The organism is Pantoea sp. E2023-21 (assembly GCF_051302795.1).
Classification (GTDB): Bacteria; Pseudomonadota; Gammaproteobacteria; order Enterobacterales; family Enterobacteriaceae; genus Pantoea; species Pantoea ludwigii_A.
The window spans coordinates 2,357,718-2,380,242 of record NZ_CP195344.1; the positions used below are offsets into that span (position 1 = coordinate 2,357,718).

Here is a 22,525-nt window from a genome sequence, read left to right on the forward strand (position 1 = left end):
CGGCCTGCGCCAGATGCGGCAGCTTGTTATCCGAACTCAGCGTCAGCCACGCCGTCGCCATTTCCGCGATCAGCGAAATACATTGCGCCGCTACACATTCGTTCTTGCTTCATTGCGATTGCGCAATAAATTGCGCCGCTACACATTCGGGCTTGCTTCATTGCGATTACGCAATACATTGCGCCGCTACAAATACGTGCACACTTCCGTAGCGGCACGATTCATCGCGCACTTGAATGCGCAATTACCGATAAATTGCAGGCAAAAAAAACCCACGCATCTGCGTGGGTCGGTGTAATAACAGGGTCATCGCTACCAAAGCAGCGTTGTTTTCACACCCATCAATACCTCTGGGACGTCCATACTCGCACCGATAAGCCGGTGAAAGACAGGTGCAAAAAGCAACGGTGTTTGGGGAAGTGAAACGAGGTGTGAATATTCTCCACACCGCGCTTACAGTTTTGATTTAACTAAGATTTGTCTGAGGTTGGTTTAGTGTAAATGGCATCCGGCGCCACATTCATGTGCTTTAGCACCGGTCCCATGATGTTGCCGAAGATGGGTGCCGCAACTGAACCACCAAAGTGATCGCCTGCGGTAGGATGGTTAATCATCACCACCAGCGCCACTTCCGGATGGCTGGCAGGCGCGATGCCCGCGGTGTAGTTGATATAGCCACCATCGTACTTGCCGCTGGTGCCCATCTTCTCTGCCGTACCGGTTTTGGTCGCCAGACGATAACCCGGCACCGCCGCTCTCACCCCGGTACCGCCCGGCAGCACGTCACTCTCCAGCATATGCACCACGGTTTGCACCACCTGCGGATTCGCCACCTGTTTGCCCAGCACCGGCGGCGTCACTTTGGTGATCGACAGCGGACGATAAACGCCGTACGAACCGAGCGTGGCGTATTCACGCGCAATCTGCAGCGGCGTAACGCGCAGGCCGTAGCCAAAGGCGAAAGTGGCGCGTTCGATATCCGCCCAGCGCTCGCGATGCAGCGGGAAGTAACCCACGCTCTCACCGGTCAATCCCAGCCCGGTCGGTTTACCCAAACCAAACGCCTGATAAGTGTTCACCAGCGCTTCAGCCGGCATCGCCAGCGCAATATGCGACACGCCGATGTCACTCGATTTCTGCAAGATGCCGGTCATGGTCAGGCGCGGCCAGTGGCCAACGTCGCGGATCAGGTGGCCGTTGACGCTGTACGGCGTGGTATCGATCACCGAATCAGCGCGCACCAGATGGCGCTCCAGCCCTTCCATCACCACCAGCGGTTTCACCGTTGAGCCGGGTTCGTAACTGTCGTTGATCGCCGAGTTACGCATCTGCGCCGGCGTGGCGTTTTCGTAATTGTTCGGGTTGAACGACGGATAAGAGGCCATCGCCAGAATCTCGCCGGTATCGATTTTCACCAGCACCGCTGCGCCCGAATCGGCTTTATTCAGCAGCACGCCGTCGCGCAGTTTGCTGTAGAGCGTGAACTGGTCAAACTTGTCGATGCTGAGCTGTACCGTCGGCGGCTGTTGTGGCGGTTGGTAATCGATCATTGCAATGATGTTGCCTTCACCATCCTGGCGATACACCTCTTTGCCCGGATCGCCCTGCAACACATGGTCGAAACCTTTCTCAATGCCGTTCAAGCCGTTGCTGTCAGCACCGACGATACCAATCAACGGTGCGGCTGCTTCACTCATCGGATAAAAACGGCTGTCGTTATACACCGAGCTGATACCTTTCAGTTTCAGCTCGGCGATATCTTTGGCAATGCCGAGTTCGATCTTACGGCCCAGATAGAGAAAGCGTTTTTTCGGGTTAGCGGTGATGGCCGCACGCAGATCTTCCGGACGCTGATTAAGTGCCGCCGCCAGATAGGCCCATTTGGCGCTGGTGAAATCGGGATTCGCCTCCAGCACGCGCATTGGATCGGCGATGATGTCACGCGCCGGTACGCTCAGCGCTAAGGCTTGGCCATCGCGATCCAGCAGGGTACCGCGGTTGGTTGGCAGCGTCACGGTGCGCAACGAGCGCTGATCGGCTTCATGCTCCAGCATTGGATGCTTGATCAGCTGCAGGTCACCAACGCAGATCAGTAACAGCACCAGACAGCAGAAAACGCCGAGGCAAATCAGGCGAAAACGAAACGGGTTAAAGGGCGCTTGTATCTGGTCTTTTCCCAGAAATTTTTTAATAGGAGGCATGGCAATCCACTGCAATCAAAATGGTAATACCCTTCATACTTCGAGCTGTAGCTGCGTTGGCTGCGCGTGTGCACCCCAGTCACTTACTTCAGTAAGCTCCTGGGGATGAACTCATTTGCCGCCTTGCTACAGCTCGAATTATTTTGGGTATGAATGGTTTCTCTTATAAAGAAACGTAAACGCAGTTGACAGAAAAAGTGTGTTTCGATTCGTTAAGCAAAAAAAAACCTGCGCATCTGCGCAGGTCGGTGTAATCAAGAAAACTTTTTGATGTTCACCCATCAATACCTCTGGGACCCTGACTGTAGCAAGGCGGCAGGATGAGAAACCATCTCCTAAACGCAACAGTTACCCGCAAAATGTAACCAGCGGTGAGATTGTTAACTGTTTGTGCAAATCCGATGTTTTTTGATTTCCACCAGGCAACTCATGGCGTTTGGCCCCTGAGTTAACGATGAGGTGCCGATGTCTAATGTCAGGACATTCGGGTTACCCGCGCGATCCCACGGCTGCCATGCGCGACCAAATCCCGGATCGAACCAGGCGCCAGTGGCGATGATCACGACGCCCGGCGTTAAACCGTCGGTCAGGCGCACGCCGGCCAGCATACGACCGCGCGCGTTGCTCACTTCAATCTCATCGCCATCCTGAATTTCACGCGCGGCGGCATCCTGCGGATGCATATACAGCGTCTCATGCCCGGCAGTTTTATTGGCTTGTACCGTGGCGGTGGCATCCATCTGGCTGTGCAGACGATCCGACGGCTGAATGGAGATCATATGCAGCGGGAACTGCGCGCTGAGCGGCGCGCCCAGCCACTCCTGCGGCTCGCGCCACTCGGGATGACCGGCGAAATCCTCCAGCTGATAATCGGCGATGGTTTGGCAAAACAGCTCAATTTTGCCGCTGGCGGTTTGAATCGGATGCGCTTGCGGATTGGCGCGGAAATCATCCATAAACACAAACGGCTTGCCGCCTTCGGGAATCTCGACAAACCCGCGATCCCAGAATTCACCGAACTCCGGGAAATGAATATCTCTGCGCGCATGGGCTGTCGCGCATTGCTGATACAGATGCTCAATCCACTGCATCTCGTTACGTCCTTCAGTGAACACATCACGATAGCCAAGACGATCGGCGATATCGGCAAAGATATCGAAATCGTTGCGCGCCTGATGCTGCGGCTTAATCGCCTGATGCATCGCCAGCACGAAGCGATCGCGCGATGAGCCGCCAAGATCGTTGCGCTCGAGCGTGGTGGTGGCGGGCAACACGATATCCGCCATCTGCGCCGCCGGCGTCCAGACGATATCCTGCACAATCACCGTATCCGGGCGCTGCCAGCCTTCCACCAGACGATTGAGCTGCTGATGATGATGGAACGGATTGCCGCCCGCCCAGTGTACTAAGTGGATATCAGGATAGTGCTGGGTTTCGCCCTGGAAATGATACGGCTGACCCGGATTGAGCAGCATGTCGCTGATGCGCGCCACCGGAATCGATAAATTGCCCGGATTCGGGCCGGTGCTCATCATCGGTGCCGGACCATCCTGACGCGGATTGCCGACGCTGTTCATTGAACCGTGACCAAACGAGAAACCGCCGCCCGGCAAGCCCGGCTGCCCGAGCATCGACGACAGCGCAATCATCATCCAGTACGGCTGTTCGCCGCGATGGGCGCGCTGTACTGAATAGGAGCAGGTAATAAAACTGCGTTTGCCAATCAGCTGTTGCGCCAGCAAGGCAATTCGCGCCGCCGGAATGCCGGTAATGCTGCTTGCCCACTCAGGCGTTTTGACAATGCCATCGCTTTCACCTAGCAAATAGCTGCGCAGCTGCGGCCAGCCAGTGCAGTGGCTGGCGAGGAAGCTTTCATCCAGCGCGTTGCGACGGGTAATTTCGAAACCCAACGCCAGCATTAGCGCCACGTCGGTGTTGGGGCGAATCGGAATCCACTCGGCATTCACGAACGCCGGACAATCATCGCGCATCGGGCTAATGTTGATGATCGGCGTGCCTTTGGCGCTGAGCTGCTCCAGCGCCGGTTTAAGGCTATGCTGCCCTGCTCCGCCGGACGCCACCTGCGCGTTTTTAAGCGCCAGGCCGCCGAAGGCGATAAAGATATCGGCGTGCTGTACCACTTCCGGCCAATCGGTCACGCGACCGGTCAGCGGCATGTAGGTGCCGATCACGTACGGCAGGAAGAACTGCGCCGCACCCCAGCTGTAGTTACCTTGCTGATCAACCCCGCCGCCGCCCTGAAAATAGAAGCGACGAATCAGCGTGCGCGCATGGTTGACGCGCCCCGCCGATGACCAGCCGTAAGAGCCGTTGAAAATGCCGGAAGCGCCGTAGCGATCGCGCACGCGGCGATTCTCTTCTGCGACTAAATCCAGCGCGGTATCCCAATCCACCGCCACAAAATCTTCGCGGCCACGTAGCGTGCGGTCGCTGTTCTCGCGCGACTTCAACCACGAACGGCGCACCATCGGCTGACGGATGCGTTTATCCGAATAGACCAGTTCAGGAATAGTGTTGAGCATCGGCGACGGATCGGCATCGGCGAAGAACGGTTCACAGCCAATCAGGCGATCGTTTTCGGTGACGGCGGTAAAAGCGCCCCAGTGCGCCAGATGTGGCACGCGAGTTTTCATGGTATTGGGTCCGGCAGGCAGGTGTGAGTATGTTTGGCAGCATAACATGGGCCTGTGACTGAGCTGAAGCGCGGCTGTGAGCGCCTGATTTTCCGTGCTTTTGCGACAGCGCTGGCATTCTGGCGGGTTGCTACAGGGTGGGTTTTCCGTAACACTGGTGGTCTGTGTAAACGTTTTCCCGGATGTCGATAATCGCATGGCTACCATTAAGGATGTTGCCCGTATGGCTGGGGTCTCGGTCGCGACCGTTTCCCGCGTCATCAATAATTCGCCCAAAGCCAGCGAGAGTTCGCGCCTCGCCGTCACTCAGGCAATGGAGCAGTTGCAGTATCACCCGAACGCCAACGCACGCGCCCTGGCGCAGCAATCCACCGAAACTCTCGGTTTAGTGGTGGGCGATGTTTCCGACCCGTTTTTTGGCGCGATGGTGAAAGCGGTGGATGAAGTTGCGGGCCAGACCGGCAACTTTTTGCTGATTGGTAACGGTTACCACAATGAGCAAAAAGAGCGTCAGGCGATTGAGCAACTGATGCGCCATCGCTGTGCCGCCTTAGTGGTACACGCCAAGAAAATCCCCGACGACGATTTAGAGATGTTGATGAAGCAGGTGCCGGGTATGGTGCTGCTGAATCGCCTGCTCAAAGGCTTTGAAAATCGCTGTATCGCGCTGGATGACCGCTACGGCGCGTGGCTGGCCACGCGTCATCTGATTCAGCAAGGCCACACGCAAATCGCTTTTATCTGCTCCACGCACACCATTTCCGATGCCGAAGATCGGCTGCAGGGTTATTACGATGCGCTGAAAGAGCACGGTTTACCGTGTAACGATCGTTTAGTGGCATGGGGCGAACCGGATGAAGTGGGCGGCGAGCAGGCGATGACCGAATTGATGGGCCGCGGCAAACAGTTCACGGCGGTGGCCTGTTACAACGATTCGATGGCCGCCGGTGCGCTGGCGGTGCTGAGCGACAACGGGATTCGCGTGCCGGAAGAGATGTCGCTGATTGGCTTCGATGATGTGCTGGTGTCGCGCTATGTGCGTCCACGATTGACGACGGTGCGCTATCCGATTGTCACCATGGCGCAACAGGCGGCGCAACTGGCGCTAGCGTTAGCCAATGGCGGCGAGATGCCGGAAGTGACCAATATGTTTAGCCCGACGCTGGTACGACGCCATTCGGTGAGCGGGCCGGGTTAAGCAAGATTGCGCGCCGCACAATTTGTAGCGGCGCAATTTATTGCGCGATAAATCGCGCCGCTACGATTCAGTGCGTTGTGCAACTACAAATCCCGCGCATACACCTTCACCTGCACATCCGGGAACTCCAGCGCGTCGCACTGATACTGCCAGCCAAAACGTTCGTAATAACCACCAAACGTTGCCCACAACCACAGCTTGTTATGTCCACGCTGACGCGCGAAATCAATCACATGCTGCTGCAGCGCTTCACTCAATCCTTTGCCGCGCGCGGATTCCTCAACGAATAACGCGGCTACCCACGGATAAAGATCCTGACGACTGATCAAATCGCAGCGCCAAAATCCCACCGTGCCGAGCGGTATATCGCCGTCAAGCGCCACGAAGGTCACCGGGAAATCGGCGCCGTTGAGGCTACTGCGCACAATGCTGTCGTAAAACGCACGCGAGGTGCCATCACCAAACGCCTGCCACAGCCAATCGGTGATCTGTGTGGCGTGATGCGGCACCGCGCTGAGCGCAACGATCTTCATCAGATCAGCTCCAGCGCCAGCAGTTCCTCGATGGTCTGCGCACGACGAATTTCCCGCGCCGCGCCATTCTCAAACAACACTTCCGGAATCAGCGGACGGCTGTTGTAGTTAGACGACATCGACGCGCCGTACGCGCCGGTATCATGGAATACCAAATAATCCCCGACCTGCGCCGCAGGCAGCGCGCGGGTTTCCACTTTGCCGCCTTCCAACTGCGTGAACACGTCGCCAGATTCACACAGCGGGCCGGCCACCACACTCTCTACGGTTTCGTCACCCAGCGCGCGACCCTCCACCGGCAGCAGCGAAATATGATGATAGCTACCGTACATGGATGGGCGCATCAAATCGCTGAAACCGGCATCGACCAGCACAAAGTGACGGCTGCCCATCGCTTTCACCGCGCGTACCTGCGATACCAGCACGCCCGATTCAGCCACCAGGAAGCGGCCTGGTTCGATCTCCAGTTTCACCGCATGGCCGAGATGCGCGGCGATGCGCTCACGTGCGCCGTTCCACAAGCCGTAATAGTGCTGGGTATCAATGGCTTCTTCGCCAACACGATACGGAATCGATAAACCGCCACCGGCAGAAATCGCCTGCAGATCCTGACCAAACGTCACCACCTGATCGACCATTGCGTCACACACCTGCTGCAGATGCGCGTAATCCACGCCGGAACCGATGTGCATATGCAAACCCACCAGACGCAGGCCGTGTTGTTGGATCGCCGCCAGCGCCAGCGGCAGATCGCTGTGCCAGATACCGTGTTTGCTGTTCTCACCACCGGTGTTGGTTTTCTGGCTATGGCCGTGACCAAAACCAGGGTTGATGCGCAGCCACACCGCGTGGCCCGGCGACACTTCACCCAATTGATGCAGCATATCCACCGAACCGGCATTGACCGGCACCTTCAGCTCTGCAATGCGTGCCAGCGTCGGCTGATCGAACACATCGGCGGTAAAAACAATATCTTCGCCGCCCGGCTGATAACCGGCGGCGATGGCACGCTCAATTTCACCCAGCGACACCGAATCCACTTTGACACCCGCCGCCCGCATCAGACGCAGAATATGAATATTGGAGCAGGCTTTCTGCGCAAAACGCACCACATCAAATGCGCTCAGCTGCGCAATGCGCTGCTGAATAATCGCGGCGTCGTACGCCCAAAATGGCCCGGCATAACGCTGCGCCAGCGGCAGTAAATTGGCGGCATTCAGCGCCGTTTCGGTGTTATTCAGTGGACGTGGCATGTCAATTCTCCTGTGGCTTTGGTGTTATTTAGCCACAGCGCAGCAATTCAGAAAAATATCTGTTTTAGCGACATCTATACAAATATGATATGGCTTCAGCGGAGGACGTGATGGCAAAAATTAACTGGCGACATATCGAAATTTTTCACGCGGTGATGACCAGCGGCAACCTGACGCAGGCGGCAACGCTGTTGCATACCTCGCAGCCGACGGTGAGCCGCGAGCTGGCGCGGCTGGAGCAGCAGCTCGGCCTGCAACTGTTTGAACGGGTGCGCGGCCGCTTGCAGCCGACGGTGCAAGGCTTGCGGCTGTACGAAGAGGTGCAGCGCTCGTGGTACGGACTGGATCGCATCATGGATGCCGCTGAAGGACTGCGCCAGTTTCGCCAGGGTGAATTGTCGATCGCCTGCTTGCCGGTATTTTCACAGTCGCTGCTGCCGCCGGTGCTGCAACCCTTTTTGCAGCGCTATCCGCAGGTCAGCCTGAATATCATTCCGCAGGAGTCGCCACTGCTGGAAGAGTGGCTGTCGGCGCAGCGTTACGACCTTGGTCTGACCGAAACCCAGCATGCGCCTGCGGGCACCGCACGCCTGCCGCTGCTGACCTGTGATGAAGTATGCGTGCTGCCGCCACAGCATCCGCTTTGCCAACGTGAGGTTCTGACGCCACAGGATTTTCATGGAGAGAACTACGTTAGCCTGTCGCGCAGCGACAGCTATCGCCAGCTGCTGGACTCGCTGTTTCATGAGCAGAATGTGGAGCGTCGATTGGTGTTGGAGACGCACAGCGCGGCGTCGGTGTGCGCCATGGTGCGCGCGGGCGTGGGGATATCAATTGTGAATCCGCTGACGGCGCTGGATTACGCCGACAGCGGAGTGGTGATGCGTCGTTTCAGTATCGCCGTGCCTTTCACCGTCAGCCTGGTACGGCCGCAGCATCGGCCGGCTTCGGCGCTGGTCGATCACTTCTGCGACCACCTGCAACAGCAGGTGGCCGCGTTTCCACAACGTATTGCCGAGCGGCTGGCTTAAGCGTTGACCGCTGCGCCCTGCCCGCCCGATTTGCGGAAGGTTATCAGGCAGATCACCAGTCCAACTGCCGCAAGCGCGGCAGCGGCAACCGGCACCGACGTCAGGCCATAACCTTGCTCGATTACCGCGCCACCGACCCACGCACCGAGCGCATTGCCGACGTTGAAGGCCGAGATGTTCAGCGTTGAGACCAGGTTCGGCGCATCTTTGCCGTGGCGCACCACGTTAATCTGCAAGCCTGGCACGGTGGCAAAGGTCGCCATCGCCCACAGGAACAGGGTGATTTCCGCCAGCCACAGCGCATGGCTGGTCCAGCTGAACAGCAGTGAAAACACCGCAATCAGCACAAAGCTGAGGATCAGGCTGAATGAGACTTTCCAGTCGGCCAGCTTGCCGCCGAGGATGTTGCCGACGGTCAGACCGGCACCAATCAGGAACAGCGTCCAGCTGACACCTCGATCCGAGATGCCAGTCACCTCCAGCAGCAGCGGGGCAATGTAGCTGAACAGCGCGAACATCGCCGCCGCAAAGAACACCGTCATCAGCAGCGACAGCCACAGTTTGCCGTTGGCCAGCGCGCTGATTTCGCTCGCCAGATGCACCGGCTTCTCTTCTTTGTTGTTCGGCAGGCTAACGATCAGCGCGATAAAGGCGAAGATGCCGATAATCGCCACACCCCAGAAGGTGGCGCGCCAGCCAAACATCTGACCAAACCAGGTGCCGAGTGGCACGCCAAGCACGTTGGCCAGCGTCAAACCGGTGAACATCAGCGCCACAGCAGACGCCTGACGACTCGGCGCCACCAGACTCGCCGCCACCACCGCGCCAATGCCGAAGAAGGCGCCATGACACAACGCCGTCACCACACGCGCCAACATCAGTAGATTGTAGGTATAGGCCAGCGCACACAGTACGTTGCCAATGATGAAGATGATCATCAGCAGGATCAGCGTTCGTTTACGCGGCAGTTTGGCGGTCAACAAAGCCATGATCGGCGCGCCGATAGCCACGCCCAGCGCGTAACCGCTGATTAGCCATCCCGCAGAAGGAATCGACACCTGCAGATCGCCCGCCACATCCGGTAGCAACCCCATGATGACGAACTCCGTGGTGCCGATGGCGAACGCACTCAGCGCCAGCGCCAGTAATGCAACAGGCATAACACACTCTCCCAAATATTTTCATTGCAGGCGGGCCGCACTGCGAGCGCAGTACGGTTACAACAGACGCTTATTAAAATTTGAACTGCGTCACATTGTTATTAAAGCATAGGCTTTTCACTGCAACCACCCCGCGCGCCGCAAAGCTATTTTGCCGCCGCAGCAATAATCCCTGCGCGGGAAAATGACCCAGGCGAACCATTGAGACAGAGTGATGTTTCCGCGCTACGCTTGAAAGGCATGTGATCGCTATCACGGCGAGTTAGCTTTTGACGGAAAATCAATATGTAAAGGATGGACGTGCACTGCCGATACCTCAATGGATTGCCCGGTAAAGGGGTATCAAAAATCGAGGGGAGAGCGTATGCGATGGCTCATCGCGCTGACGGTTGGCTGCCTAAGCGGCTGCTCAGTCGGGCACTACGAATACAGCAAAGAAGCAGCAAAACGCGTTGATATGACCGTCACCGGCATTCCCACGGTGCTGGGCATCGGTGCGCTTGGCACCACTATCCCTTTGACGCCGGAATACAGTTTGACGGCGGCACACGTGGCGAAGTATTCGCTCTATCGGGTGAAAGCCTGGCATCCCGAGTGCGATATCGCCGTGGTGTACCACAAAAACAGTGAAGCCAATCTGCCTCCGCCTTTTCGTAACAGCCATATTGGCGATGACGTGAATTTGTATGGTTACAGCTTTATTTCAGCCATGCCGGTGGCATCGAGCGGTAAAAATTTGATCAATACCACGCTGGCGAATGACTGGAACAAGCCCAGTTGTGTGGTGGTGGCGGCCAATGCTGGCGTGGTGAAAGGCATGTCCGGTGGCGCAGTGTATAACGCTAGCGATGATACGCTGGCAGGCGTGATTGTCGGCTACAGCAGCCAGATCGATGACAATAAAAGCGGCAAGACGCTGTTTAAAAATGTGGCGCTGTATGTGCCTTATGCGCGTTTTCAGGCGTGGCTGGATGGGGTGGTGAAGTCGTAGATTGTGCTGATTAAAACAAGGTCGCCATGAATGGCGACCCTACGACACCTGTAGGGTGCGCATTAATGCGCACCGTTTCAATATACGCACAAAATCTGATGATGCATTTATGTGCGCCGGGAATTATGCGGGAACCCACGCGCCCTTCAGCTGCACCTGCGGGAAGCCGCTGGTCAAAATGCGCAGCTCGGCATCACGCGGGGTGTTGTCGCCCTGCCCCTGAATGCTGACGATATCCTGCGGACAGGCGGAAAACGCCACGAAGCAATCCATCTCGGCGCGCAATACGATGTAGTCGCCCGGTTTGGTCACCACCGGCAGCGTCTTCAGCGTGATGCCGTCCGGCTGCACCTGAATATTCATAAAGATATTAAACGAGGCCAGATTGCCGTGCGGCAGCGTCACGCCCAGCTCGCGCATGCCTTCAAACAGGTTGTCATGGCAGTTGCGATGCGGTTCGGTGCAGCCGAGCAGCTCATAGCGGCGCGCGTCGCAGGCAGCCATAAACGTATCGTGTACGCCCGGCGACGTATCCGCCACCAGCGTCAAAATCGGATGGCGCTGGCTGGTGATAAAGCTGTCGCCCACTTTTGGATTAAGCCGCTGATTCCACACTCGCGTCGCCTCCATGCACATATATTCACTCACATCCTCGGCATTGTAGGCCCAGCAATCTACCACCTGCGTGCCGTGCAGGTTAATTACCTGCACCGCTTCACCTTTCTTCAGTCGCACCGCTTTACCGAAGCGCGCCGGGATAGTTATCACTTCACGATGCTGAAATTCAGCTGACATGTTGTTCTCCAGATTAGTGCTGCGTGGCGCGACGATAGCGCGTCATGCGAGATTCCAGGCCGCGCGCCAGCCAGTCGATCGCGCTGTTGAGCAGCCAGTAACAGAGCGCCACCGTGAGGTAAATCTCCAGCGGCGCGTAGGTATCCGAAATCGCCTGTTTGGCGGCGTACATAAACTCCTGCACCGAGACAATCGACAGCAGCGCCGAGTCTTTAATCAAACCGATCATCAGCCCGACCAGCGGCGACAGCATCTGCGGCAGCGTTTGTGGCAGCACCACATCACGTAATTGCTCGCTGCGGCTTAAGCCCAGCACGCGGCACGCTTCCCACTGCCCTTTTGGCAGCGCCTCGATCGCCGAGCGGATCACCTGCGCGATATAGGGTGCGTAGTAGAGCGTCAGCGCCAGCACACCAACCACCGGCGACGACAGCGTGATGTCATATTCCGGCAGTACGAAGTAAAGCAGATAGATCACCACCAGCAGCGGCAGCGCGAGAGTTAACCCGCTGTACAGATTGAGCACCCGCAGCCAGAACGGCGAGGCGCGCATCAGCAGCGCGGCCAACACCGTGCCCCACAGCAGCGCGCAGAGTGCCGCCACGAAACAGAGTTGCAAAGTGGCGACCAGGCCGTCACTGAGCGACGGTAAAGAGGTGAGAATGGCCTGCCAATCCATTATGCCAACCTCCGTTTTGCTTCCAGACGACGCGCCGCCGCAATCAACGGCATGGCAATCAGCAAATAGCCGGCCGCCACCAGCAGCAGCACCTGCGTGGCTTCGTAGGTGCGGGCGATAACGATCTGTCCGGCGTAGGTCAGTTCGGTCAGCGCTACCACCGACGCCAGCGGCGTGGTTTTCAGCAGAATGGTGAACTCATTGACCAGCATCGGCAGGCTGGCACGCATCACCTGCGGGTTGATCACGTACCACCAGGTGAGAAAACGGCTCAACCCCAGCGTGCGCGCGGCTTCAAGCTGGCCGCGCGTCACCAGGCTGCGATTAACGCGCAGGATTTCCGCCACGTACGCGCCGCTGTTGAGGCCGATGGCTATCACCGCCGCCAGCATCGGTTGTCCACCCAATCCCAGCCGCGGCAGCGTGAAAAACACCACAAACAGCTGCACAATCGCCGGGGTGCCGCGCATCAGGCTGACATACAGGCGGCCGATGGTGCGCCAGACCCAGGCACGACGCAGCTGCAGGAAGCAGCCAAGCTGCCCCATCACTACGCTGACGAGCGACGCCAGCACGGTGAGCAGCAACGTCATCAGCAGGCCGTGTCCGAGTTCCGGCAGCGCGGCCACTACCTGTTGATCCAGCCCCATGCATTACTCCGCGTTAAAATCGTGCAGGTTTTCCGCCACTGACAGCAGCAGCGGCGCGGGCTTATCGTTGCCCTCAATGCCGGTGTTGCAGGCGGAGACGATGAACTGCGTATCCATCACCACGCGACAGGTAATGCTGTCACCGGCTTTGGTCAGATTGGTTTCCGGCAGAATATCCCCTTCGCGCGTTAATTTGACGTGCATAAACAGGTTGATGGGATCCGGCAACTTCGGCACCACCAAGCCGAGACGCGCCAGCTCGCCACGCAAAGCATCAAGGCAACCTACGCCCGGATAGCCGCGCTCAGTGAGAAACGCCGTGGTGGAGGCCGGCAGCAGCAGGTCGTGACGCTTCACGCTGTCTTTACCCAGCACCATCATCGGACGGCGGCGGTTATTCACCAGACGCATCCCCGATCCGAGCAGATAACTGTTGCTGAACACCCGCGTGTGGTGCACTGACAGCCATACGGCGGGATCGGCCAGGCTAAAGCCAAACAGCGAGGCAACAGCGCCATCGCCCTGCGCAGTAATGCGCAGCAGCTGACCGCGCAGCACACGAATCGAACCCACGCTGTCCGGCGCAACCTGCACCGGCTCGGCCAGCGTGCGCACGGCGGTTTCTTCATAATTTTCACGCATTAACAGCATGATTCATCTCCTGAGCGTGAAAATGGTCACTGACCACGATATCAATCGGCGTGACCTGCAAACCGTTGCCGGGAATGATGTCCTGCGGGCAAGATGACACCGAGCAGATCAAGTCACACAGCGCTTCAAAGGTAATGCTATCGCCTGCTTTGCTGTTGGGATCGGTGACTTCCATGCGGCCATCGGCGGTCACCGGGCCGTTTTGAAACAGGTTGAACGGCTCCGGCAGCGAGAAGTAAGTCACGCCAAATTCCTTCATGCCTTCCAGCAGGTTATCGACGCAGTTGCGATGCCCATCGACGCCGAAATCGACGCTGAAACGGGTGCGATCGCAGGCCGGGACGTTGGCATCGTGAATGCCAATGCTGTCGGCTAGAATGCGCAGCATTGGGCGATTTTCACTCGACCACAGCGCGTCGCCCGGCTTGAAGAACAGCGAACGCAGCTGCTGGCGCGTATGCACCGGCGACAGCTTTTCGTTGAGGTCGTCAGCGTTTACCGCGACAAAATCGGCCGCCTGCTGCCCTTCGCTATCAATCACGGTAATAAACTGGCCCTTGCGCACGCGGAAAGTTTTGCCAAAGCCGGCAGGCACCGTCAGGTTGGACTGGCACATAATTACTCCTGCGGAATGAAGTCGCTGGCGGGCACGCTGAAGGTGGTGCCGAGATACTGCTGCTGCAGCTTGGTCAGCTCGCCCTCTTTCTGCATTGCCAGAATGTGGTCGCTAATGGCTTTGTTCAGGCTGCCATCTTCTTTACGTGTCGCCCACCCCATCCACTGCGACGGGCCAACTTCGCCCACCTGTGCCACTTTACCGGCGTACTTTTTCGCTACCGGTGCCAGCACAGAGATGTCGTCATAGACGAAATCGGCGCGTTTGGTCATCAGCGTACTGACGGTTTGATCCAGCGAATCGACGTTGATGATGGTGATCGGTTTTTTGCCCTCTTTCTTCAACTGCTCGTTGAAGCCCTTCAGCAGCTGCTCCGGCACGCTGGCGGTTTTCACTGCGCCGCGCAGGCCAGACAAACTTTCCGGACTCAGGGTTTTGCCGCTGAAGGTTTTCGCCTCGGCTTCGCGCACCAGCACGCCGTTAACGGTTTTGCTGTATGGCACGGTGAACAACACCTTCTTCGCGCGTTCCGCAGTCACGTTAAGAGACGAACCTTCAGCATTGAACGAACCGGAGATCAGGCCCGGCAAGATGCCGCTGAAGGCGGTTTTCTGGAACTCCAGTTTCACGCCGAGATCTTTGGCGAAGGATTGCATGATCGCCACGCTGTAGCCGGTGATCTCACCTTTGTCATCGGTGTATTCGTAGGGAGGAAAGGTTGGATCGATACCAACGGTGATTTTGCCGCTGCTTTTGATGTCGGCCAGCGTATCGGCTTGCGCCTGCGCCATGGTGCCCACGGAGAGAAGTGCGGCGATCAGCAGTGCTGTTTTTTTCATTATGGTGTTTCCCTGGTGTTGGTGAAATGTCTTTTTCTACTGAGCATGTTTTGTGCCAGCTTTTTCACCACTGCCCTGAGTGCATCACGCCAGATCTATCTTTAGCTAACAAAATCAATTGGAAACAATTGTTTCTTTGTTTTTATTTTTAATTTCATAGGTTTCATTGATGGGCGGGACGGCGGCTATTGCTGGAGGGATATTTGGCAGGGTTGCACTATGTTGGGGCGATTTCTGGCGCAAAATGCGCCAGCACGGCGCACTATTCAAGCTCGTCGAGGGATTGGTGCAGCGCTTCAATTTGCGCGAGGTGATCGTTGCTGGCTTTACCCATTTGTCGGGCCACCAGTGAACAGAGCAGATTGCACACGCCAGAGAGCGCGGCGGTGCTGTCGAAGATCAGGCTGCTGTCGGTGTGGCAGCGGATCACCCATTGCGCGTGGCGCACCGGTTTGCCGGAGAGCACATCGGCGATATACAGCATGGGGACATTGCGCTCGGCCAGCGCGTTCATTGCCGCTTCCAGCGCTGGCATGCGTCGCCGCAGACCGACGCAAATCACCACGTCTTGCGCCGTAAGCGCCGCCATGTGTTCCGCCAGCGAATCGCCGGGACGTGGCAGCAGACGCACATCGGAATGAATATGGATCAGGTCGCGGTAGATCAGATGGGCGATAGTTTGGCTATGCCGCCAGCCCATCACCACCACGCGCCGCGCCGCGCTGATGGCGGTAACCGCTTGCTGCAGCTGTTCGCTATCCAGCGTGCGATAGCTATTAACCAGGTTGGCGATCTCTTTTTCCAGGTGCTGCTGCATGATGCTGGCCAGCGGTGATGCGCTGGGCGCCGGTTGCAGATAGAGCGGCGATCCGCTGCTCTGCATCTCACGCGCCTGACGGCGTGCGGCTTCATAGCTTTCGTAGCCGAGATGGCGGAAGAAACGGGTGGTGGTGGCTTTGGAGACGCCCGCGCTGTGCGCCAGTTCGGTGGCGGTATTCATGGCTAGCTGTCCGGGCGCGGCAAGAAGCACGTCGGCTAAGCGCTGCTCGTGGCTGGAGAGCTGATCCCAGTGCTGACGAATTCGGCCCTCTAACGTTGCCGCTTTTGCACTCATGGTGATTCCCTGAAAAAGAAAAAAACCATCCTGCACAGAGCGTGCCGGGTTGTCATCTGGAATTTTGTGTTGGGAGACGGGAATAAAAAAAGGTCGCCATGAATGGCGACCCTACCTGATACCAGAGAGGATTACTTTGCGGTCGGGCGCAGTGCCGGGAACAGGATCACGTCGCGGATGGTGTGGCTGTTGGTAAACAGCATCACCATACGGTCGATACCAATGCCCAGACCTGCGGTTGGCGGCAGGCCGTGCTCCAGCGCGGTGACGTAATCTTCGTCGTAGAACATCGCTTCGTCATCGCCAGACTCTTTGGCATTCACCTGCTGCAGGAAACGCTCAGCCTGATCTTCGGCATCGTTCAGCTCCGAGAAGCCGTTACCGATTTCACGGCCGCCGATGAAGAACTCAAAGCGATCGGTGATTTCCGGGTTCTCGTCGTTACGACGCGCCAGCGGTGAGACTTCAGCCGGGTATTCGGTGATGAAGGTTGGCTGAATCAGATGCGCTTCAGCGGTCTCTTCGAAGATCTCTGTTACCACGCGGCCCAGGCCCCAGCTCTTCTCGACTTTGATGTGCAGCGATTTGGCAATCGCTACCGCTTTATCGAAGTCTTCCAGATCGCTCAGGTCGGTTTCCGGACGGTATTTCTTGATCGCTTCACGCATGGTGAGCTTCTCGAACGGCTTACCGAAATCGAAGCTGTGATCGCCATACGGCACTTCCGTGGTGCCCAACACGTCTTGCGCCAGGGTACGGAACAGGCTTTCGGTCAGTTCGATCAGATCTTTGTAATCCGCATACGCCATATAGAGTTCCATCATGGTGAACTCTGGGTTATGACGCGGCGAAATACCTTCGTTACGGAAGTTACGGTTGATCTCGAATACGCGATCAAAACCGCCCACCACCAGACGCTTCAGGTACAGTTCTGGCGCAATACGCAGGTACATATCGATGTCGAGCGCATTGTGATGGGTGATGAACGGACGCGCGGAAGCACCGCCCGGGATCACCTGCATCATCGGGGTTTCCACTTCCATAAAGTCGCGGTTAACCATGAACTGGCGGATACCGGCCATGATTTGTGAGCGAATTTTAAAGGTTTTGCGCGAATCGTCGTTGGAGATCAGATCGAGGTAACGCTGACGATAACGGGTTTCCTGATCGGCCAGACCATGGAATTTGTCCGGCAGCGGACGCAGTGCTTTGGTCAGCAGACGCAGCTCAGTGATGTGGATCGACAACTCACCGGTTTTGGTTTTGAACAGCTTACCGCGTGCACCGAGGATATCGCCCAGATCCCACTTCTTAAACTGCTCGTTGTAGACGCCTTCTGGCAGATCGTCGCGTGATACGTAGATCTGAATCTGGCCGCCGACATCCTGCAGGGTGGCGAATGACGCTTTACCCATAATGCGGCGCGTCATCATACGACCAGCGACGCTGACTTCTACGCCCAGCGCTTCCAGCTCTTCGTTCTCTTTCGCGTCATAGCTGGCGTGCAGCACATCGGACGTGGTATCGCGGCGGAAATCGTTTGGAAACGCCACGCCTTTTTCACGCAGCGCGCTGAGTTTTTCGCGACGCGCTTTCAGTTCGTTATTTAACTCAAGGGCGGCATCAGCGCTCTGCGGTTGTTGTTCAGACATGTCGGTTCCTTATAGCCCTGCTTTTAAACTTGCTTCAATAAAACGATCGATATCGCCATCCAACACCGCCTGGGTGTTGCGGGTCTCTACGCCAGTGCGCAGATCCTTGATGCGTGAATCGTCGAGAACATAAGAACGGATCTGGCTGCCCCAGCCGATATCAGACTTGTTATCTTCCGCTGCCTGCTTGTCCGCGTTTTTCTTCTGCATCTCATATTCGTACAGCTTGGCGCGTAACTGCTTGAAGGCCTGATCTTTGTTCTTGTGCTGTGAACGGTCGTTCTGGCACTGCACCACAATGTTGGTCGGCAAGTGGGTAATACGCACCGCTGACTCGGTTTTGTTGACGTGCTGGCCGCCCGCACCGGAGGCGCGGTAAACGTCGATACGCAGATCGGCGGGATTGATGTCGATATCGATGTTGTCATCCACTTCCGGATAGATAAACACCGAACTGAATGAGGTATGACGACGGCCACCGGAATCGAACGGGCTCTTACGCACCAGGCGATGCACGCCGGTTTCGGTGCGCAGCCAGCCAAACGCGTAGTCGCCGATGATTTTAATGGTGGCGGATTTGGTACCGGCCACTTCACCGTCTGACTCTTCGATAATTTCGGTTTTATAGCCTTTGGCTTCGGCCCAGCGCAGATACATACGCAGCAGCATGCTGGCCCAATCCTGCGCTTCGGTGCCGCCGGAACCGGCCTGAATATCCATGTAGCAGTCAGCGCTGTCATATTCGCCGGAGAACATACGACGGAATTCCAGTTCGCCCAGCTTCACTTCCAGCGCATCCAGCTCGGCAACGGCTTCGTTGAAGGTCTCTTCATCGTCGGCTTCTACCGCCAGATCCAGCAGGCCCTGCACATCTTCCAGGCCCTGACGCATGTGATCTAAGGTTTCCACCACCGCTTCCAGCGAAGCGCGTTCTTTACCCAGTGCTTGCGCACGCTCAGGTTCGTTCCAGACGTCCGGCTGCTCCAGCTCGGCGTTTACTTCTTCGAGGCGTTCTTTCTTGGCATCGTAGTCAAAGATACCCCCGAAGAACGTCGCTGCGCTCACTGAGGTCCTGAATACGATTTTTGACCGGATTAATTTCAAACATGGCTTTTCAGTCTTTTTTGACGATTCGGTGAAAGGAGATAAAAACTAACGCGCTAGTTTACCCGAAAGTGTGCGCACTTTGTAGCATTGCACGCGGCAGGCATGCGCGTGCATCGGCATCAGCAAAAAAAGTTTTCATTCTTCTGGAAAGCTTCACTCGCGAGGATTTCCAAAACGCCTCAGCAAACGCATCGCGCTCAAAACCTTCTTAAGAATTTTCCTGCAAAAATTGAGCTATTCGCACCGAAAGACGTCATTAAAGATCATGATTTATAACGTTAAATCATTAAGAATCGTCCTGTGAGAAATTTCCTGCAAAAAAGCAGAAACGTCTCAAATAACGCCATTAAGCAGCTGATATTCAGCCTATCGATTTGTTAGCGCCCCTTTATCATTTTGCTTAGTGACTATCCCCCCATTGGACATCACTTATGTCCAAAACGTTTGTCACCACGCCCGCCAGGAATGCGTATTTTCGACAGGGAATAACACAGTAATCAGCGCCCGTTACGTGAGCGGGCGCAACATGTCCTCAGAGACATGAAGGAGCATTGATGTATACCGTTTTGCGCACTTCTCCGCGCCTGCTTTCCTTATTAATGCCTTTGTTACTTACCGCCTGTGGTGGCGGTGGCGGGGGTGGCGGCGGAAGCGCTTCGCCCCCGCCCACCACCGGCATGCCTGTTCCACCCACGCCAGCCCAGCCCAGCGCCTCTGGAAATGCCAGCAAAGTCGGCATTATTGATTCAGGGTTGTCGCCGGATCGCAGCGAAATTAATTATGCCAATGTGCAGTTCACCAGTTATGTGGGCGGCGGCACTGCCTTAAACGATAATCAGGGGATCAACGGACACGGTACGGTGGTGGCGCTGACGCTACTGGGTTTATCGCCGGCCAGTACGCTGTATGTGGCGCAATCCTCGCAGAACAACGTGTTTAAATACGATGATACCGCGCGCGCGGTAAGCGGCCTGCTTAGCCAGGGCGTGCGTATTTTCAATATGTCGTATGCCTCGAGCGAGCGCTTAACCACCGCGCAGGCTTTAACCGATGCGCAGCCCCGCTATCAGGTGCTGGTGCAAAGCATGCGCGATATTGCCGCGGCTGACGGTTTGGCGGTGGTGATCACCGGCAACGGCGGCACCGCGACGCCTTCGCCAAACGCCCAACTGCCGCTGATTTATCAGGACAGCGATCTGCAAAAAAATATGCTGGCCGTTACCGGCGTGATGGAGAGCACTTCGTACGATACCGCCAATCGCGCTGCGTTAACCGGGCCATTTGATGCCTGCGGCAACGCCGCCGCATGGTGCCTGAGCGCGCCCGGTTACACCGATTACCGCTTTCAGAATACCGATGGCAGTTGGGTGAATGTGCGCAGTTACGGTACCTCGTTTGCCGCACCGCGCGCGGCGGCGGCGGCATCGCAAGTGTTGCAGCGTTTTCCGTGGATGAGCGGCTACAACCTGCAACAAACTCTGCTAACCACCGCCACTTATCGCAGCGATGCCTATGCGGGCGCGGCGGATAGCGCCAACGGGCGGCCTTATAACAATACCTTCGGCTGGGGCGATCTCAACCAGGCGAAGGCGCTGAACGGTCCGGCGATGTTCTGGGCCAATGATTTTCACGCCAGCCTCGATGCGGGCAAGTATGTCTTCTCCAATGCCATCAGCGGCGATCGAGGCCTGATACTGGACGGCGCCCATAATGGCGGCGTACTGCAATTAACCGCCAATAACAGTTACCTCGGCCAGACCAGCGTTTCAGCCAATACTTTGCTGATTGATGGCGCGATTGCAGGCAGTGCCAACGTCAGCGGCAGCGGCACATTGGGCGGCAGCGGCGTGATTGGCGGCAGCTTGCTCAATCAGGGTTCGGTCAACGGCGGCTTGCAGGTGCAAGGCGATTACCAGCAACGCAGCAATGGCGTGCTGAATATCGCACTGGACAGTCCGCTGCGCGTAGCCGGCCACACGACGCTGGACGGTACGCTGAACCTCGCACCGCCTTCATCAACCTATGTAGTGAAACAGCAGGAAACGTTACTCACCAGCGATGCAGGCGTTAGCGGCCAGTTCAGTCAGGTCAATACTGGCGTGTTTCTTGATGGTACGGTCAGCTACAACGCCAACAGCGTAACCGGCCAACTGACCCGTAAAAACACCGCGGCAGCAGCAGCGGCAATGGGCCTGAGCGGTGCCAGCACGCAGCAAACGGCAGCGAATCTGGAGCAGGCGTTTAGCGTGGCGGATAGCTGGCAGCAACAGGGTTCGCTTAGCAATGCGCAGCAGTCGGCGCTTGGGGCGGCCGGTGCGTTGCAGACGCTGGCCGATGCCAACAGCGCGCAGGCCGCCATCAATTCACTTTCTGGCCAGGCGCATGCATCCAGCAACGCGGTGCTGTTTAACGCGCTGGATTATCAAACGCGTCTGCTGAGTAACCGCATCGCCGATGCCAGCGCCGACAATCGTTACGGTTTCTGGCTGGAGAGCGGTCAACTGCGCGGTTCGCTGGATCAGGCTGGCTATCTTGGCACCGATTATCGCAACACACTTACCGCACTCGGCGTGGATAGCGATTTGGGTGTTTCAGGTCTGCGCGTGGGCGTTGCCTGGACGCAGAATCAGATCGATTCAACGTACGACCAAACCGGCGGCACCAGCCGCAACCGTCTGCAAGGCGCGATGCTGTATGGTCGCTACGATTTAACGCCGGAATGGTATCTGCAGGGCAATCTCAGTTATCAACATGGGCGCGATGAGTTGAAGCGTCTGGTGTTACTGGATGAAGCCTCGCCGGTGTCATCGACCACCAGCAGCAATAGCTGGCAGGCGGCGCTGCAAAGCGGCTATCGCTGGACGATTGAAGATAATTATCGCCTGGAGCCTTATCTCGGCTGGCGTGAAACTGGACTGGATACCGGTGCATTTGAGGATAAAGGCAGCGCGTTCGGCCTGAGCGGTGACGGCGACAGCTATCGACGCAGCGTCGGCTATAGCGGCTTGAATATCAGCGCTCGGCAGGATTGGTCGGCGGGCTTGTGGAGCATGGTGAGTGTGTATGGTGAATATCAGTACGCGTTTAACAATCCGTCGATGGATGTGAGCGCACGCTGGGGCGGATTTGGCGATGTCCAGAACCGCTTTACCCTTCCTGGTATGCAACTCGATCGTCGTTCGCAGTGGTTAGGCGTGCGGTTGGATGTGGCGCAGGCGTCACGTGCACGTCTGTTCCTGCGCGCCGATCAGCACTTCGCCGATCGCGGCGACGAGAAAGTGCTGCGCGGTGGTGTGGATGTGAGCTTCTAAAAAGCGCTGTGAAGGTCAAAAGAGCGCGATAAATCGCGCCGCTACAAATACGTGCACATATTGTAGCGGCGCAATGCATTGCGCGATGCA

The 22,525-nt window shown here is 57.1% G+C and carries 18 protein-coding genes; 4 read left to right on the forward strand and 14 right to left on the reverse strand.

Translation table 11 applies throughout. The features are described from left to right. Positions 1-470: 470 nt before the first annotated feature. The gene (locus ACRQ84_RS11085) at positions 471-2,201 is read right to left on the reverse strand and encodes a penicillin-binding transpeptidase domain-containing protein (protein WP_483816067.1); all 1,731 of its coding nucleotides are present in this window, start codon (positions 2,199-2,201) and stop codon (positions 471-473) included. 380 nt (positions 2,202-2,581) lie between these two features. Further along, positions 2,582-4,855 carry a molybdopterin-dependent oxidoreductase gene (locus ACRQ84_RS11090; protein WP_483816068.1) on the reverse strand — a complete coding sequence of 758 codons (2,274 nt, stop codon included), beginning with the start codon at positions 4,853-4,855 and terminating at the stop codon, positions 2,582-2,584. 196 nt (positions 4,856-5,051) lie between these two features. On the opposite strand from ACRQ84_RS11090, the gene galR reads away from it, so the two are divergent. Further along, positions 5,052-6,053: an HTH-type transcriptional regulator GalR gene (gene galR / locus ACRQ84_RS11095; protein WP_064738076.1), complete on the forward strand. Its 1,002-nt coding sequence runs from the start codon at positions 5,052-5,054 to the stop codon at positions 6,051-6,053. Between the two features lie 83 nt (positions 6,054-6,136). Here the strand turns inward: galR and ACRQ84_RS11100 are convergent, their stop codons facing one another. Together ACRQ84_RS11100 and lysA are read right to left on the reverse strand one after the other, a co-directional pair. Next, positions 6,137-6,586, reverse strand: a complete 450-nt coding sequence (locus ACRQ84_RS11100) for a GNAT family N-acetyltransferase (protein ID WP_483816069.1) — start codon at positions 6,584-6,586, stop codon at positions 6,137-6,139. Next, positions 6,586-7,839, reverse strand: a complete 1,254-nt coding sequence (gene lysA / locus ACRQ84_RS11105) for a diaminopimelate decarboxylase (RefSeq protein ID WP_483816070.1) — start codon at positions 7,837-7,839, stop codon at positions 6,586-6,588. Before lysA ends, ACRQ84_RS11100 begins: the two co-directional genes overlap by 1 nt. A gap of 110 nt (positions 7,840-7,949) precedes the next feature. On the opposite strand from lysA, the gene ACRQ84_RS11110 reads away from it, so the two are divergent. Beyond that, positions 7,950-8,870, forward strand: a complete 921-nt coding sequence (locus ACRQ84_RS11110) for a LysR family transcriptional regulator (protein WP_483816071.1) — start codon at positions 7,950-7,952, stop codon at positions 8,868-8,870. Here ACRQ84_RS11110 and ACRQ84_RS11115 read toward each other — a convergent pair. Beyond that, a complete protein-coding gene (locus ACRQ84_RS11115) occupies positions 8,867-10,030 on the reverse strand; it encodes an MFS transporter (RefSeq protein ID WP_483816072.1) in 1,164 nt (387 codons plus the stop codon). The two genes, ACRQ84_RS11110 and ACRQ84_RS11115, sit on opposite strands and share 4 nt — an antisense overlap. Before the next feature lie 364 nt (positions 10,031-10,394). Between ACRQ84_RS11115 and ACRQ84_RS11120 the strand changes: the two genes are divergently transcribed. Next, a complete protein-coding gene (locus ACRQ84_RS11120; protein WP_064738081.1) occupies positions 10,395-11,021 on the forward strand; it encodes a hypothetical protein in 627 nt (208 codons plus the stop codon). 123 nt (positions 11,022-11,144) lie between these two features. On the opposite strand, the gene ACRQ84_RS11125 is transcribed toward ACRQ84_RS11120, so the two are convergent. The 9 genes from ACRQ84_RS11125 to prfB form a co-directional block, all read right to left on the reverse strand. Beyond that, positions 11,145-11,816 carry a DUF1989 domain-containing protein gene (locus ACRQ84_RS11125; RefSeq protein ID WP_483816073.1) on the reverse strand — a complete coding sequence of 224 codons (672 nt, stop codon included), beginning with the start codon at positions 11,814-11,816 and terminating at the stop codon, positions 11,145-11,147. Positions 11,817-11,829: 13 nt separating this feature from the next. After that, positions 11,830-12,495 (reverse strand): amino acid ABC transporter permease, encoded by a 666-nt coding sequence (locus ACRQ84_RS11130; protein ID WP_483816074.1) that lies wholly within the window; start codon positions 12,493-12,495, stop codon positions 11,830-11,832. Then, a complete protein-coding gene (locus ACRQ84_RS11135) occupies positions 12,495-13,145 on the reverse strand; it encodes an amino acid ABC transporter permease (protein WP_483816075.1) in 651 nt (216 codons plus the stop codon). The genes ACRQ84_RS11130 and ACRQ84_RS11135 overlap by 1 nt, the downstream gene beginning before the upstream one ends. 3 nt (positions 13,146-13,148) lie before the next feature. Beyond that, entirely contained in the window at positions 13,149-13,796 is a 648-nt protein-coding gene (locus ACRQ84_RS11140; protein WP_483816076.1) for an urea carboxylase-associated family protein, read from the reverse strand. Next, the gene (locus ACRQ84_RS11145; protein WP_064738086.1) at positions 13,780-14,412 is read right to left on the reverse strand and encodes a DUF1989 domain-containing protein; all 633 of its coding nucleotides are present in this window, start codon (positions 14,410-14,412) and stop codon (positions 13,780-13,782) included. Before ACRQ84_RS11145 ends, ACRQ84_RS11140 begins: the two co-directional genes overlap by 17 nt. A gap of 2 nt (positions 14,413-14,414) precedes the next feature. Then, positions 14,415-15,251: a transporter substrate-binding domain-containing protein gene (locus tag ACRQ84_RS11150; RefSeq protein WP_483816077.1), complete on the reverse strand. Its 837-nt coding sequence runs from the start codon at positions 15,249-15,251 to the stop codon at positions 14,415-14,417. A gap of 262 nt (positions 15,252-15,513) precedes the next feature. Continuing rightward, positions 15,514-16,365, reverse strand: coding sequence for a MurR/RpiR family transcriptional regulator (locus tag ACRQ84_RS11155; RefSeq protein WP_064738088.1), 852 nt, complete (start codon positions 16,363-16,365; stop codon positions 15,514-15,516). Between the two features lie 131 nt (positions 16,366-16,496). Beyond that, positions 16,497-18,017 (reverse strand): lysine--tRNA ligase, encoded by a 1,521-nt coding sequence (gene lysS / locus ACRQ84_RS11160; protein WP_483816078.1) that lies wholly within the window; start codon positions 18,015-18,017, stop codon positions 16,497-16,499. Positions 18,018-18,026: 9 nt separating this feature from the next. After that, positions 18,027-19,125, reverse strand: a protein-coding gene (gene prfB / locus ACRQ84_RS11165; RefSeq protein ID WP_152929142.1) for a peptide chain release factor 2 whose coding sequence is annotated in 2 segments (ribosomal slippage) — positions 18,027-19,049 and positions 19,051-19,125 — 1,098 coding nt in all. Because the reading frame shifts where the segments join, the coding sequence is not laid out codon by codon here. Positions 19,126-19,678: 553 nt separating this feature from the next. Between prfB and ACRQ84_RS11170 the strand changes: the two genes are divergently transcribed. Beyond that, positions 19,679-22,435: an autotransporter domain-containing protein gene (locus ACRQ84_RS11170; RefSeq protein ID WP_483816079.1), complete on the forward strand. Its 2,757-nt coding sequence runs from the start codon at positions 19,679-19,681 to the stop codon at positions 22,433-22,435. The last annotated feature ends 90 nt before the right edge of the window (positions 22,436-22,525 follow it).